10 protein-coding genes are annotated in these 14,024 nt (G+C 44.2%); 1 reads left to right on the top strand and 9 read right to left on the bottom strand.

Annotation, left to right across the window (positions count from 1 at the left end):
* Positions 1-3: 3 nt before the first annotated feature.
* The 9 genes from F0265_RS05010 to F0265_RS04970 form a co-directional block, all read right to left on the bottom strand.
* Entirely contained in the window at positions 4-1,581 is a 1,578-nt protein-coding gene (locus tag F0265_RS05010) for a glycoside hydrolase (protein WP_253809335.1), read from the bottom strand.
* A gap of 56 nt (positions 1,582-1,637) precedes the next feature.
* Positions 1,638-2,591 (bottom strand): hypothetical protein, encoded by a 954-nt coding sequence (locus F0265_RS05005; protein WP_171748042.1) that lies wholly within the window; start codon positions 2,589-2,591, stop codon positions 1,638-1,640.
* Positions 2,592-2,616: 25 nt separating this feature from the next.
* Positions 2,617-3,969, bottom strand: a complete 1,353-nt coding sequence (gene melB / locus F0265_RS05000) for a melibiose:sodium transporter MelB (protein ID WP_171748041.1) — start codon at positions 3,967-3,969, stop codon at positions 2,617-2,619.
* 80 nt (positions 3,970-4,049) lie between these two features.
* Complete coding sequence (locus F0265_RS04995; RefSeq protein WP_171748040.1) at positions 4,050-7,097, bottom strand: beta-galactosidase; 3,048 nt, start codon at positions 7,095-7,097, stop codon at positions 4,050-4,052.
* 470 nt (positions 7,098-7,567) lie between these two features.
* The gene (gene icmH, locus F0265_RS04990) at positions 7,568-8,359 is read right to left on the bottom strand and encodes a type IVB secretion system protein IcmH/DotU (RefSeq protein ID WP_006961128.1); all 792 of its coding nucleotides are present in this window, start codon (positions 8,357-8,359) and stop codon (positions 7,568-7,570) included.
* Positions 8,356-9,681, bottom strand: a complete 1,326-nt coding sequence (gene tssK, locus F0265_RS04985; protein ID WP_171748039.1) for a type VI secretion system baseplate subunit TssK — start codon at positions 9,679-9,681, stop codon at positions 8,356-8,358. The genes icmH and tssK overlap by 4 nt, the downstream gene beginning before the upstream one ends.
* An 11-nt stretch (positions 9,682-9,692) precedes the next feature.
* On the bottom strand, positions 9,693-10,193 hold the full coding sequence (gene tssJ, locus F0265_RS04980) for a type VI secretion system lipoprotein TssJ (protein WP_171748038.1): 501 nt from the start codon (positions 10,191-10,193) through the stop codon (positions 9,693-9,695).
* Positions 10,186-11,559: a type VI secretion system-associated FHA domain protein TagH gene (tagH, locus tag F0265_RS04975; RefSeq protein WP_253809333.1), complete on the bottom strand. Its 1,374-nt coding sequence runs from the start codon at positions 11,557-11,559 to the stop codon at positions 10,186-10,188. The genes tssJ and tagH overlap by 8 nt, the downstream gene beginning before the upstream one ends.
* 24 nt (positions 11,560-11,583) lie before the next feature.
* Positions 11,584-12,186: a hypothetical protein gene (locus F0265_RS04970; protein ID WP_045985167.1), complete on the bottom strand. Its 603-nt coding sequence runs from the start codon at positions 12,184-12,186 to the stop codon at positions 11,584-11,586.
* A 498-nt stretch (positions 12,187-12,684) separates the two neighbouring features.
* On the opposite strand from F0265_RS04970, the gene F0265_RS04965 reads away from it, so the two are divergent.
* Complete coding sequence (locus F0265_RS04965; protein ID WP_171748036.1) at positions 12,685-14,022, top strand: type VI secretion system ImpA family N-terminal domain-containing protein; 1,338 nt, start codon at positions 12,685-12,687, stop codon at positions 14,020-14,022.
* The last annotated feature ends 2 nt before the right edge of the window (positions 14,023-14,024 follow it).

Below are 14,024 nucleotides of genomic sequence, written 5' to 3'. Positions count from 1 at the left end.
CGCCTAGAGATTAGCGACAAATGTGACCGTAGACCGAGCCGGCACTTGATATTCATCACCTTGCTTCTCTAATTCAATTAGAGCTAAGTTGTGCTCTGAGTTCGTCACGTATATCTGGTACGTTGCTTCACTTTGGGACCCTTCAAGGTCAATAGACACGGCTTCGGCACTATCGCCTGCATTCACTGCAACCACCACGAGCTTATCTTTCTCAGGGCTCACATAGGCTGACGTCATCAGCCCTTTCAGTTCATCCGGCCCATCAAGCTCTACACGCTGATAGCCCGGGCGAATAAAGCGACTGAAGTTACCGACCGTCCACATCATTTTTGAATCTTGCACGGTATCAGATTCCAAGGATGGATCGATCTTAATCATACCGTCCTTATAATCGTATGGCGTCAGCCCCAACCACCAATGCCAAGCAGACGCGTTCAGTCGTGTTAGATCACGATGAATGATGCGACCCACATGCAGCGCATAATCCATATCATTCACATCAAACCCATGACCATCAAAGTTTCTCGCAAGCCCAGCATCGCCAAGAATGCTCATCTCACTCATCCATATCTCTGCATCCGGAGAAACCGATTTTAGGTTGCCGTAAGTCATCTCTCTAAGTTTGCCTAATCGGTCTGGCCAAGCATCAGAGAAGTACCCATGCACGGAGATCTGGTTACCGATAATGTCGCGAATCTCAGGGTCACCAAGTAATTCATCAATGTAATTGCGATACAAGCCTACACCACGAGCATTCATACCGTTAGTTTGAGATGAGCCATCAAAATTACGCTTGTAGGCGTCCTTTAGTGCAGCAGTAAACTCCACCACCTCGCCACCATCAATGTGAACATCATTTCGAATACCAGCATCTGCGAGTTTTTTATCTAGGCTGCGATATACCGCTTTGACTTCTTCCATGTTATAGCGGTTTCCTTCTTGGGTTTGCCCTTCCCATTCCCAAGTTGGCTCGTTGATTGGACTAACGTAATTGACTGGCACACCCACTTCATCACTACGTAGGTAAGTCAATACATCAACCAAAAAGTCAGAAAATTCATCCACTTTATCCGCTTTAAGGTTTGTTGAACCCACACCGTCGGCTGCTGTTGGATGAGTTAAGCCGTTTTTCGTCAGATAGTGAGGTGGACTATTCGCAAACGCAATAAAGTTGTCTACACCACGCTGATGCGCTTCCTGCATAAACCGGATTTGTCCTTGCTGCTTTGTGCTATCAATACCAGCACCCGATACTGGGACCAGTAACTCGGCTCTTCGCATTGGATCACGGATAAAACTACCGTCACCCTGCTCCGCACTGCCTGCACCAATGTTAAACCGCCAAGCTGACAACCCAATACCCTTCTCGGTTGAAAAAAGTAAATCCGCCAAGTGATCAATGGCCTTTTGATCGCCTTCAGCCTGCCACTTATTAATAGTCGGATTAATTGACCATGCATCAGACGCACCAAAACTATGAATGGTTTGCTTAGTATTATTTAATTCAACATCCAGTGTTTGGGCCGCAAGTGTCCCTGACAGTGCACAACTCACTGCCATAGATAACAATAATCTCTTCATGCCTATCTCAATATATTTTATTAATTGGAAAAGATAATAGAAATTAAATATGAAAATTAGAATGATCGACGATAGCCAACTTTAAAGAAGAAATAATCATCTTCCCATTGTTTTTGATTCCAATCTTGTTCAAAGTTTTCTTTATCTTCGGTTTGATAATATGTTTCAAAGATGAATTTAGACTTGTCATCAATTTTATAATCACCCCAAAGACCAGCACGAACTCTTAACTCATCTTTATCGCCATAATTGACGCTTTCTGCCTGGCGATAAAAAGTATATCGAACAAACGGTGTAAGCGTGAGGTCGTCGAAAGTCTGGGTGTAATTTACACGAATTTGCCACTCAACCCTTTTTTCTTCTTCCCAAGCTCGGTTATCTCCTTCGTAACCATTTTGTTTGCTTACTTCACTATACAATGTCGTCTGAAGCGTCTTATCGTATGAGAGGCGTGTCCGCAGTCCAAAATCTATTTCATGATAATAGTCCGTGTAGCCTGTACGAAGATCGTTGTTTGCTTCGTCCTGACAGCCATTATCTCCCACACAGTCCGTACCGCGTGGCCTGTTTCTCACGCCTACCGGAGCAATAAAGCCGTCCAGAATGAGGTCATGATCTTCCGTCAAGTAATAAGCCATATTGTTATAGAAGCGATATTCAGTCCGGCGTGTGTCGTTGGCATACATCTCATTACGAATCTGGAATTTAGGCCCCCACCAGAAATCTTCGTAGCCTTCTGACCAACCAATGGCGACGTCCTGTCTCGCTCGGTTGTTCCACGTACGCTCATCGCTTTCTATCATATGACGATAGCTAAAGTTGGCGTAAAGAAACATTGACGAATCTTCAATGGGATTAAATTCCATCGCAATATAGGGCATGGTATTGGTTCGTTGTTCTTGTTCGCGCCAATCTTCATATTCATTGCCAAGTTCAATATAACCAGCAATACCAGATGATGAGAACACTACCGCTGCACATGCCAAAATGGCTGTGTTATTTATTTTCATATTTGACCTTTAGTATTGGATATAATTAAATAGAAGAAATTTCTTTAAGAACCATATTTTGGTAATCACCATTTAGGCGATAACTTCTCTTATAAATATAAGCGCTGAGCAAAACTAATAATGTTGGTATACCAATCATTAGTGCACGTAAACCTAATATTGTTTCGTCACTCTGCTCTACATTCGGTACATAACCAATTGCTGTCAGGCCAATACCTACGAAGAACCCTGATAGTGCACCGGCAAATTTAACCAACATCGTTTGGATGGAGAAGATGATACTTTCGCTACGATGACCAGTCTTGTATTCGCCATAATCCACCACATCCGCCAACATAACCGTCGACAGCCCATTAGACAAACCGCCGCCAAACTTCAGCGCCGCGCCCGCAATTCCTACCAAGATGCCGTTCTCAGGCGCAAATAGTCCGGTCAGCGCAAGAATGAGACTGCATAGTAAAGGGAATGCGCAAGCCACCAGCCACATAAATTTACGATTGATGATGTTACATAGTTTAGGGAAGAGGAATACGCCTGCAATTTCCGCCATACCTGAGACCAAAGCGAACATAGGGAACAGATCTTCACGGCCAATCGCGTAGCTAAAGTAATATATGGCAAAGCCACCAACCAACTGAATCGCAATGTTAAATGCCAGCACTACGCCAATCAAAGACTTCAATTGATCATTCTTGCTGATGATATCTTTAACATCTTTAAACGAGAATTTTTCCGTCGAAACTTTCTTGTTCTTGATGCGCTCTTTCACATTGAAGAAGGTAATCAACGCACTCGCGATAAACGCAACGATGATCGCCATGCTCAAGTACAAAAAGCCCGAACCTTTATCTTCACCACCGAAAAAGCCAACCACGTATAATCCGTACGTCCCCATAAGAGTCCAAGCACAGCTGGCAAACAAGCGCGGCCATACGACTAACTTTTCACGTTCTACCCGTAGGGAAGACATAGAAGGAATCATAGACCAGTAAGGAATATCCATAATGGTGTAAGTCACGCCCCAAAGGATGTAAGTGACCGTCGCATAGATGTACACCATGTTGTCATCAATATTGTGAGTATTGAATACCATCAATAAGAAGACGGAGTTGACTAAGGTTCCGATCACAATCCAAGGGCGGAATTTGCCGAAACGACTGCGCGTGTTATCGACAATCATCCCCATGATAGGGTCAGTTAACGCGTCAACAAATCGCGCAACAAGAAACAGTGTGCCAACAAACGCTGCGGATATACCTACAACGTCTGTGTAATAGAACATTAGAAAAATATAGATAATGGAGCAGGCAAAATCTTTGCCTAACGCCCCTAGCCCATACGAAAACTTGGTTTGAATCGATATACTACCTTCAGACATATAAGGCTCCTTAGCCTTTGCTATTGGTTTGAATTAGGGTCAGAAAATGGCCCACCTCTCATTGGAGGTGGGCTCAGTTGTTATTTCAGAGTGAACTGCCACTGATACTGTGAGCGAGTCAGACGATATTCTGGACGAACGCTTGGGGTCCACGAGTCATCGCCACCCACGCCCATATGGAAACCGTCAAAGTAAACAAACACGCCGGGTTGCTTTACAAGCTCATGGGTATGTTTCGCTTGCGTCAACTGTTGTTGACCAAATTGGCTGATACTGAAGTGGAACGTTCCATTGATTTCAATGCCACCAACCAGCAACCTCTCGGTATCGCAGCGCAATCCATTGTCTGAAGGGAAGATATATGGGGTATGCATATAGGTTACAGGCAACTCCCATCGCCCGTGATCTGCGCTCAACTTGCGATCAGGGTAATTTTCATGCGGCCCTAAACCTAGCCAAGCGACCTTGTCAGGAGTCTCAGTTAATTGCAGACATGCTCCCACACGAGGCAATGGTGGCAGAGAATCATCAACATCAACACGAACGGAAATGTCGACCTCTCCAGCTTGAGCAAAACAGTATGACCAAATTGAAGTAAGCACGAGTTTGTCATCAGCATAGTAAGCGTGTCTGACAATTACTTCGCCCATGACCGCGTTCACCTCTACGCCCTGGCAGCGATGCTGCAGGTCAAACAACCCCGCGTTTTGCCAGCGAACCATCCACGCGTTAGGGTCTTGCCTGTCTACTTCACTGACGCCTATATCATTGTCTAACGGCGCGCGGAAAAAATTATCTTGCAGCGGTGATAGCAGCATTTCACGGTCAGATTTTTTCCAACTTTCAATAACGCCTGTCGTTGAGTCGATAAACCATTCATTCTCCGCAGCGGTTACTAGCAAACCTTGATTTTGCTGTGTGAACGTTGCAGGCGTGAACGGAACGTGTGCTATTGATTCAACGTGTAGTCGCTTGCCAATAGCCATCTGTTCTTGGGCGACAATATGGCCTGCGTCTGCCCAGGATGTCGCCTGTTTATGACGAATTGCAACATTTAGATAGCAATTGGACGTAGGAAGTTGAAAGCTGGAGTCCAGCTCTAGCACACACGTTTCTTTTGCTTCAAGTGAGAGTTCCAGCTCCCCACTGTGAACAATTTCGCCACAATCTCCAACAACTACCCAGTCCAAACTGCAATTTGAAGTGGCAGCAAACAATAACTCACTTGTTACTTTCACTGCTAATGGGCATGTTGATACCAACTCAAACGTGTAAGGCTGCTGAGCCCGTTTAGCCTCTAACAATGTTGGATGAGGCGTTCTGTCTGGGAAAACAAGGCCGTTGATACAGAACTGACGGTCATTGATAACATCTCCAAAATCACCACCGTAAGCCCAATAGTGCGTACCATCATCAGAGTACTTGTCGAGCCCTTGGTCTACCCAATCCCAAATAAAACCGCCTTGTAACCTAGGGTGCGTCCTAAAGGCTTGCCAATATTCAGCGAATCCGCCCAAACTGTTGCCCATCGCGTGCGCGTATTCACACAAAATGATTGGACGATTTTCATCCCCCATACCAACCCACTTTTTGAGCGCTAACTTGGGCTCGTCTGTGTGCCCTTGTTGCTGGTCAGCATCGGTACGAGCATACATTGGACAAACAATATCCGTCGCGGCAGTATTGGAGCCCCCCCCTTCGTACTGGACGACTCGTGATGGATCAACCCTTTTAGCCCACTGATACATAGCATCGTGATTGGAGCCATAACCAGACTCATTGCCCAATGACCAGATGATGATACTCGGATGGTTAAAATCGCGTGCAACCATGCGCGTCATACGCTCTAGAAAAGCGCTTGCCCACATTGGGTCGTCAGCAATGCGTCCCATTGGCGTCATTCCGTGCGTTTCAATGTTGGCTTCATCGACGACATAAAGACCAAGACGATCACAGAGTTTGTAGAAACCTGGCTGATTTGGATAGTGTGAGCAGCGCACAGCATTGAAGTTATGTTGCTTCATCAACTTCAGGTCTTGCTCGACACGTTCAAGGCTTTCTGCATGGCCTGTCGCAGGATCATGCTCATGTTTGTTAACCCCCCGAATCATTAGAGCTTCACCATTTACGCAAAGTTGGCCATTAATTACCTCGATTTTGCGGAAACCGACATCATACGCCTCACTTTCAATGACGTTGTTGTCATGGGTTAGCAAGCTCACGACCAAGCGGTATAAATGAGGCGCTTCCGCACTCCACTTCTTTGGCTGAGGAACGGGAAGCGAAATGTGGCAGCGATCATCATAGCCGCCCTTTTCGTCAATAGGTCTTGTCCCAACAGGGGTAACTTGGGCAACCACTTCATTTTGGTCATCGAACAACACCGCCCTGACTTGTAAACCTTGGCCGCGAGTGGTCTGTACTTCGATTTCCAGCTCGCCCTCTTGATAGCTGTGATCAAGATTTGGGGTCACTCTTACATCTTTAATATGCTCTAAGGGCTTGTTCATCAGTCTTACAGAGCGGAAGATGCCGCTCATCCACCACATATCCTGACCTTCCATGTAGCTTCCGTCACACCAGCGCAATACCATAACGGACAAGGTATTGGTGCCTGTTGTCAAATAAGGTGTTAGGTCAAATTCAGCGGCTAGACGGCTGTCCTGAGAATACCCTACCCAAACGCCATTACACCAAACGTAAAAAGCGCTGTTTACGCCTTCAAAGACAACACGGGTTAACGACGCCTGATCCCAGTGTTGGGGCAGTTCAAAGGATGTCTGATAACAGCCGGTAGGGTTATCTTTTGGTACAAATGGAGGATTACATGGGAACGGGTATTTCACATTCGTATAGATAGGATAATCAAACCCTTGAAGTTGCCAGTTACCTGGAACGGTAATCGTCTCACCATTTAGGTTTTCTTTTGCCCAGTCAGCGGCCACATGCTCAGGTGAAGGATACAAAGCAAACTGCCAATCTCCATCCAAACTCATAATGGATGAGCTCACACGATCATGGCGCGCGTCACACTCATCTCTCCAACTGAACAGCGGAGTATGCGCCTGTAGGCGATTGTATGAAGTAAATTCTGGTGTTTCCCAATTACGAGGGCTCATTGTGTGCATGTTTCTAACCTAAGCGTTTGTTCAACTGCTTATGATCCTAACGACAGAGTCGTTTCAGCACTGTGACAACTCTCACACCAATGTAAACGTTTCCAGAAATGAAAATTACAGATAATTATAACTAAATCCATCTACCATTTTGATGAATTTTTTTGAAAATCTTTAGCAAAACCTTACCAATCACTTACTTTACAGTTACTTAACAAGCAACCAGTTAAAACTATATGCACAATTAAATTTATTTCACATCAAAAACAGATATCATTAGTGAATCAATTACATGTTCAAAACCATCTTGTTACAGATATTGTTACACATTCAATTGGTAAGTTACATTTATATAGAGAATAATGAAATATCATTTAGTTTCAGATATTTAGAAGGCGATCACACTAATTAAACGTAAAAAGCCCAAGTACAGCTGTACTTGGGCTTGAATGAAGCGTGCTACTCAAGGTTTATGTATGAACTTACTGGAAGTTGGCAAGTAGGTTTTGGAAATTAGTATCAATGATAAAATACGTTGCAGCATACATGATGGAAAAAACAATGGCTGAAACACCTAAGGTCACTCGGGGTGGAATCACCCGCTTCAAAGGCTGTTTTAGGTATTTCGCTTTGAGATTAACCAAAGACACCTTTTCATTTTCCGCCAATCTTTCATCTTTTATAAGTCGATAAATTGTATTGGCAATATCCGCCAGCTTTTCCTGCCCACGCTCTTCACGGCCATATTTACCCTGAAAGCCAAGCTGAATAAGCAGATAAAGCAACTCGATAACATAACGGTAGCGTCGTGGATCTGCCTTCAAACGCTCTAAGATTGTGAAAAACTTATCACCACCTGATGTTTCATTGTGAAACTCTGCCAGCAAGCTATTTTGGCTCCAATTACTGTTTGCCCCCCACTCCTGGCGGCATACCGCTTCATCAATAGCGGCACATAAGCAATAACGAATAACCAGAATCGATGCGCGGTCAACTTCCATTTCATTCAGCTTACGCTCACCTTTGCGGATCTCTCGAGCGATCTGTTCTCTAAATGGCATAGGGTCTTCTAGCCATGGGATAGAAGACATACAAGATAAGCTAGCAATCAACCAAGAAAACTGATCAACCAGAGGGTTAACCCCCATCTTCTCGATGTTTGGATCTTTAACCGCTATGTTTCTTGAAAGATCAGGCGCGGGCATAACCTCCATCGGTTTGCCCGGCTCAGGCTGAAACAGTACTACGGTTACATCATTATCTATGTAACTCATGCTCTAACCGCCCACAGTTGCAACGATAGGTTGGCAAAGTCACCAGATACATGGACCGCAATCGCAGAAGCGCTCTCCAATGCCGCCCACTCTTCACTCGCTCGGTCGAGTTCAAAGTATGTATAGCCCGCATGATAAGGCAATGCACGTGGCACTACTGGCATTGGCTTGATACCGATACCTGGTAGCTGAAGATTAATCAGGTCACGGATATTATCGATAGAACCAATCTTAGTCTGACTAACAAATTGAGTATGCAGAATATCAAGGGTGACATCGGCCTTAACCGCAAGAATAAAGGTCGCGGATTCAACCACTTTCTTATCTGGGATAACCGCAGTACGAATGCCGAAGTTCTGCTCTTGTAGTGTCAGTGGTATCGCGCGTTGTTCAGACATAACACTTAACGTGCGCTTAGCATTGTCCAGAGTACGAGACAAACAACTGGTGAGGTCACCATGATTGTACTCAATAAACTCTGGAGGCCTACGGGATACTGAGCAAAGTGTCGACAGCTCGCCTTCGGCTTGGAGCAGCGTACGATAAAGCGACTCGGGGTGCACACCTTCAACACTAGAGAAGTGCCAGAATAAAGGTTCATAACGGTTGAGCGCTTGTAAAAGCATAAAATCAGAGACCGTTGATACACCTTGCTGGTCAACGGTACCGAGACGTTCCACAATCGATTCCGCGCGGTGCTTTAACATCGAAGCGAATTCATTGGTAAACTTGCTAAGGACTTCTGACGCGTTGATGTCAATACAAGTCGGAATGTAGCGATCATCAAGCACGACACTTCCGTCAGGTTTTACTTCAGATACTTTGAGTATTGGAATCGCAGTGTAGGCACTACGATCCTCATCTTCGTACATTAATCGGAACTTAAGTTGACCAACTGAAATATTAGCCGTGTCTTCACTTTCGTAAACCGCATCAACGGCATCTTGCTGACGGACAAGGTAACGAGCGCCATCCTTGTCAGAGCCGAACAATTCTTCTCTTTCAGAAGGTAATGGACAACAAAGGTAAATCACTTTGTCTGTAATCGAAGGATCGACTTCCTTTACGTCTGGTACCTCAGCTAAAAGCGGCAAGTCAAAAGGCGTCTTATCTTGAAGAACACCAATTGCTCGAGTGACCGCGATCTTGCCTTGAGTCAGCAGTTCAGTGTTAATCTCAATGCGATTTACACCCCAATGCAGTGGTGTGCTGCTGGCGAACAGCATGGTGCTTAGCTTTGTCTGAGCACGATCAAATTGCTGAAAATGCTGTGGTTTCATGAACATGCCATCTTGCCACACTACAGGATTATATAATGACATTTCGTTGTCCTTTAAAAGTAAGTTTGCTCGATTCCACGCGTAGAGTTAAACGACAGTTCGCTTCCCTCCAGCTTAAGTTTTAAAAAGTACTCAGACTGCTCTTCAATTAATTCAACTTTTCTCCAAGAGGAACCATTGATATCGCGAAACGCCGCAGAAAAACCTAATGCACGAGTTCCAGGGTCAAGAGTCAGCACCTCATGAATTTTCTCACCCGGCTTTAACTGATACTCATAGCGTTTAATGTACTCATCACCAAGAGAAGCTTTGTCATTCTCAAACAACGCAAAGAAGTCCAAATTTCGGAACAACACTGGCGAAGTCAGTTCATGGATCCGTAATATAACAGGTGACGGTTGTCCGCCCTCGCGCTGGTTGAGTAAAGGAGATGCCTCAATGATCAGCTCGATAGAGGAGGTTTCGGGTGTGATACCGCTTGATTCCTTGAACTGGTCCCACATAGAGCAACCAGTTAAAGAGAGAAATAAGAAAAGGATGATTAGTTTACGCATATTTTTCTTTTAGAAGTCGATTGTAATTTTCCTGAACGAGTTTCTTTGTGCCCACACCGTGCACACCTTTTAAACTCTCCAAATAATGCAGTTTGTAGGTATCCCACAACTTTTGTTTGGCAAGAAATCCCTTATTCTCGCTTTTCTGCTCAAATATAATCGGGTCATACTGACTAATACTTTGCTGCACATAACTGTTGAGCGCTTGCTCATACAGTGACTTATGCTCGCTGATCTCATCCAGCATTTGTTCAACCAGCTCATTGGGTGAAAGCATACTCTGCTTATTTAAATCAAGCATTAAGCTGATCAAATCTGTATCTGCGGCCGTTGGGGACTGCTTCAGCTCCTCAATCTCGACCAGCTCATGCTGCAACTTTGTCATACATAAGCGCAAACACATTCCCATCTGCTCAAACAGTTGTGGATCACTTTCTAGTAACTCATCATCCGTGACCCCTAAGCCCTTCTTAAACGACGTCAACAAATCGCTATGAGTAGAGCTGGCGTTGATCGGGCTAAATTGAGGTTCCGGTGAAGGTTGGTGTTCCGCTTTAGGCGCAACCTCTTCCCATTGCTCACTCGGCGCCTTAATCTCACTTGGTACAGATGCAACAGTTTGTTTGGGAGAACTGATTTTAGGTTCTTCCTTCACGGATGCCTGTTGACGTTGTCGAGCAGGTTTAGGCTTTTCAATTTTGGGAGTGGCGCTTTCTTCACCAGCCATCCAGTCTTCAGGGATGAGGCTTGGCGCATCAAATTCGGAATACACACTCAGACTGTCATCGGCTATTTGACGAGTTGACTCGTTGGTTACAACGAACTGATCTAACTCTTCATTTTCCGTTCTGATAAGATGGTCGTCACTGTTGTCCATTGAAAAGTCGAGGTGAGTCATTGGATCAGAGGCATCAGACTCTTCAGGCTTTGTCTCAAGAAAAATTTCTTCTAATGGCCCCTGCTGTTCTTGCTCGACATACACCTCTCCAAGATTGACCAGAGGATCTGTCGTGTCACGGTCAGGGGTGATGTCAAACGCGATGTCCGCAGTATTGGTTGTGCGCTCGACACTGACTGACAACTCGTACTGACCCAAAACAATCGTATCCCCTTCGTGAATAGGAATAGGCTGATTCTTCAACAACTTATTCCCATTGACGATGAGCCCATTGGTACTCACATCGCTAATGTAATAAGCATCACCATAAATACTCACCAGACAGTGAGTACTTGATATGTAACGATTGTGATCAACCAAAGGAACCGAACAACCAGGATTGCGACCAATAGAGCCACCACTTTCTGGTAGCTCTACAAATTTTGCTCCCGTGTATTCTTCAGGATGCTTTGATATGACTATAACCAAGCGCTCTAACAAAGCTCTAATCCCCTAAAATAGAAGTGACACTGTAAGCTCAACACCGCCAAGGCCATCGTTGTATACAGGCAAAATGTAAGAGGCCTGTGGGATGATTTGTAGGTGTGCATCAGGATTGCTGCCAAGCTTGATGACGGTACCAATTGTTGCAACAGCACCTGCTTCAAACTGATCGATATCTTCTAACTGAGAACCATATTTGAAACCATCGCTATCAACCACCCAACGGTTTGAATACTGGCTGTAACCTGCTGACAAGCCGGCGCCGATGTAAGGAGTGAATATAGACCAGCTTCCCAGAGCGTATTGCGGGACAATACGAAACTCGTAGTTGGTCACTTCCTGATAGATACCGTTAGCAGGGGCATCGATAGATTCGTTGACGTAGTTAAATCCTAACCACCATCTCCAACGGTTGTTGTCCTCATCAATTGGTCGTGTGTGCACAAAGCCGTATCGCATTGTGTCCGCGGTGCCGCTCGATCCTTCCTTGTATTCAATGCTGTCAATGCTCAGCATACTAATGGAGCCGCCATAGCGCTCCCCTTTCGCGTTAACCGCGGTTGACACAGTACATGCCAATGCTAATAAGCCCAATCGACTTAACTTGCTCATCCTTTTATCCTCAAAAGGTCTAAAGTCAAAAGATAAATTAAAGATTCAGCAAAATAGCAGGCTAACTAACAAATTCAATAGCGAAAAAATTTCTCCGCGTAATTATGTTCTTTCTCCTATTGTTAACTTCCTTTCTCCTACGAAAATGGACATTTCAACTATCGAGTAAAAATTCCTCAGACGCACACGATAATCCGTGCAAAATATGATTATCGTATGAAGAGCAAATAATAATCACACATTTTTATAATATGACGTACATGTAGCCATACTGTAAATATTGCACTTTTTACTATTTACTCTTTTCTCAATTAAACTTTAGTAGTAAACGATAGCGGTCACATTTAATAAACTTTAATTAGTTTTAAGTAATATCTTATCTACAAATTACTTTTCTCCTACGTAAAATCCACCACGAGATAATTAAGCATTATTAAATAAGAAACAAACAGAAATGCGATTACATTTTTATAATTAACGTCATTTGGGTAGGATTTAATGTACTTTTCAGACTTTGCTCGGCGGCCAGTGGACGAGCATACTCCTTGCGGAGTTAACCCAAACAATCTCGAAGAGTTTGAGGAAATAAAACGGCAGATCAATAATATCAATAAGGTTACTGGGCGCGTATCGTGGAAAAAAGTACAACAGTTATCCAAAGATATTCTTAAGCATAAGAGTAAAGATTTGCGTTGCGGGTGCTATTATGCCGTGGCTTCTGCACACAACGACGGCCTGAACGGGTTTGTTGACGGGCTAAACTCTCTACTCGATTTGTGTGTCGTGTATTGGTCATCCTCGTTTCCTGAAGTTTCCAAAGCAAGCGCGCGAATGGGGGCTTTTGAATGGCTAGTCGAACATGCAGAAAGACGGGCAAAACAATTCAATGTCACTGTTGAAGACAGAGCAATGCTTGAAGCCGGACATAGAGTATGTCTTCGTATTGAAGAAGAATTAAGACTCCACTATGGTCATAAAGCACCTTCTCTCGGCACTATCAGACGATTATTTAGCCAATACATCGACGAAATTAAAGAGCTCGAAGACAAGCAAGAAGCCGCTCAGAAAAAAGCCAAAGAGCAGAAAGAATCCCAACAAAAAATGTCTAGTCCTTCCGTACCAGGCGGTATTACGGTTAATGTAAAACCACCGGTAGCGGAAAAGCCTACTCCTGTTGAAACAGAGGCCGAAAAAAGCCGATCTACAATTTGGACTGTTGCCGCTGTGGTTGGTTTATTTTTGTTCGCTTTGAGTGCTTACTATATCCACAATGATAAAGTTTTAAATAACTACCAGCAGAAAATTGCATCGAACAATATTCCCGCACTTCTTGAGGTCACTGAAGACTTAAGGCGTGAAAACAAGGACACGCTTAATCAGCTTAAAGAGCCATTAATTAGAACGGTAGATTCTATTGTTTACGACCTAGATAAGTCTCCAGAGAAAATAGGTCAAATATCCACCTTAGTGAGCATTACAGATAATTTATCTGAACTTTATTCGGATTCATCCTCGGTTAAAGTACTATCCACTGAGCTTCAACGCGTGAAGTTACAGCTAGAAAAAGACTTTGACGATATAAGTTCACGTTTTTCACGTGCCCGAACAGCCATTGCTAATCTAAAGCGTGATTCTAAAGACGTGAATACAAAACTGGCTTATCAGTACAGCAACTCATTGTTCCCATTGCTTGGGCGAATCGAGTACGCAGAAAAAACCGACAGCTCTGAAGAGCTCGATCGCTCTCTAGTTTTAATCAACGTTTACTTGCATAAAATCGCTCAACTAAAAGCGATGCAAGAGAATAAATCACTAAACCAAGTCGTGGCTGAATAACT

Source organism: Vibrio sp. RE88 (genome assembly GCF_013113835.1).
Lineage (GTDB): Bacteria > Pseudomonadota > Gammaproteobacteria > Enterobacterales > Vibrionaceae > Vibrio.
The sequence above is the reverse complement of the archived record's forward strand: the minus strand, read 5'-3'. Positions and strand labels throughout refer to the sequence as shown.

What these genes read in the sequence shown, in the direction of transcription:
- F0265_RS05010 (WP_253809335.1), bottom strand. Translation starts at nt 1,581, where the DNA reads ATGAAGAGATTATTGTTATCTATGGCAGTGAGTTGTGCACTGTCAGGG.
- F0265_RS05005 (WP_171748042.1), bottom strand. Translation starts at nt 2,591, where the DNA reads ATGAAAATAAATAACACAGCCATTTTGGCATGTGCAGCGGTAGTGTTC.
- melB (WP_171748041.1), bottom strand. Translation starts at nt 3,969, where the DNA reads ATGTCTGAAGGTAGTATATCGATTCAAACCAAGTTTTCGTATGGGCTA.
- F0265_RS04995 (WP_171748040.1), bottom strand. Translation starts at nt 7,097, where the DNA reads ATGCACACAATGAGCCCTCGTAATTGGGAAACACCAGAATTTACTTCA.
- icmH (WP_006961128.1), bottom strand. Translation starts at nt 8,359, where the DNA reads ATGAGTTACATAGATAATGATGTAACCGTAGTACTGTTTCAGCCTGAG.
- tssK (WP_171748039.1), bottom strand. Translation starts at nt 9,681, where the DNA reads ATGTCATTATATAATCCTGTAGTGTGGCAAGATGGCATGTTCATGAAA.
- tssJ (WP_171748038.1), bottom strand. Translation starts at nt 10,193, where the DNA reads ATGCGTAAACTAATCATCCTTTTCTTATTTCTCTCTTTAACTGGTTGC.
- F0265_RS04970 (WP_045985167.1), bottom strand. Translation starts at nt 12,186, where the DNA reads ATGAGCAAGTTAAGTCGATTGGGCTTATTAGCATTGGCATGTACTGTG.
- F0265_RS04965 (WP_171748036.1), top strand. Translation starts at nt 12,685, where the DNA reads ATGTACTTTTCAGACTTTGCTCGGCGGCCAGTGGACGAGCATACTCCT.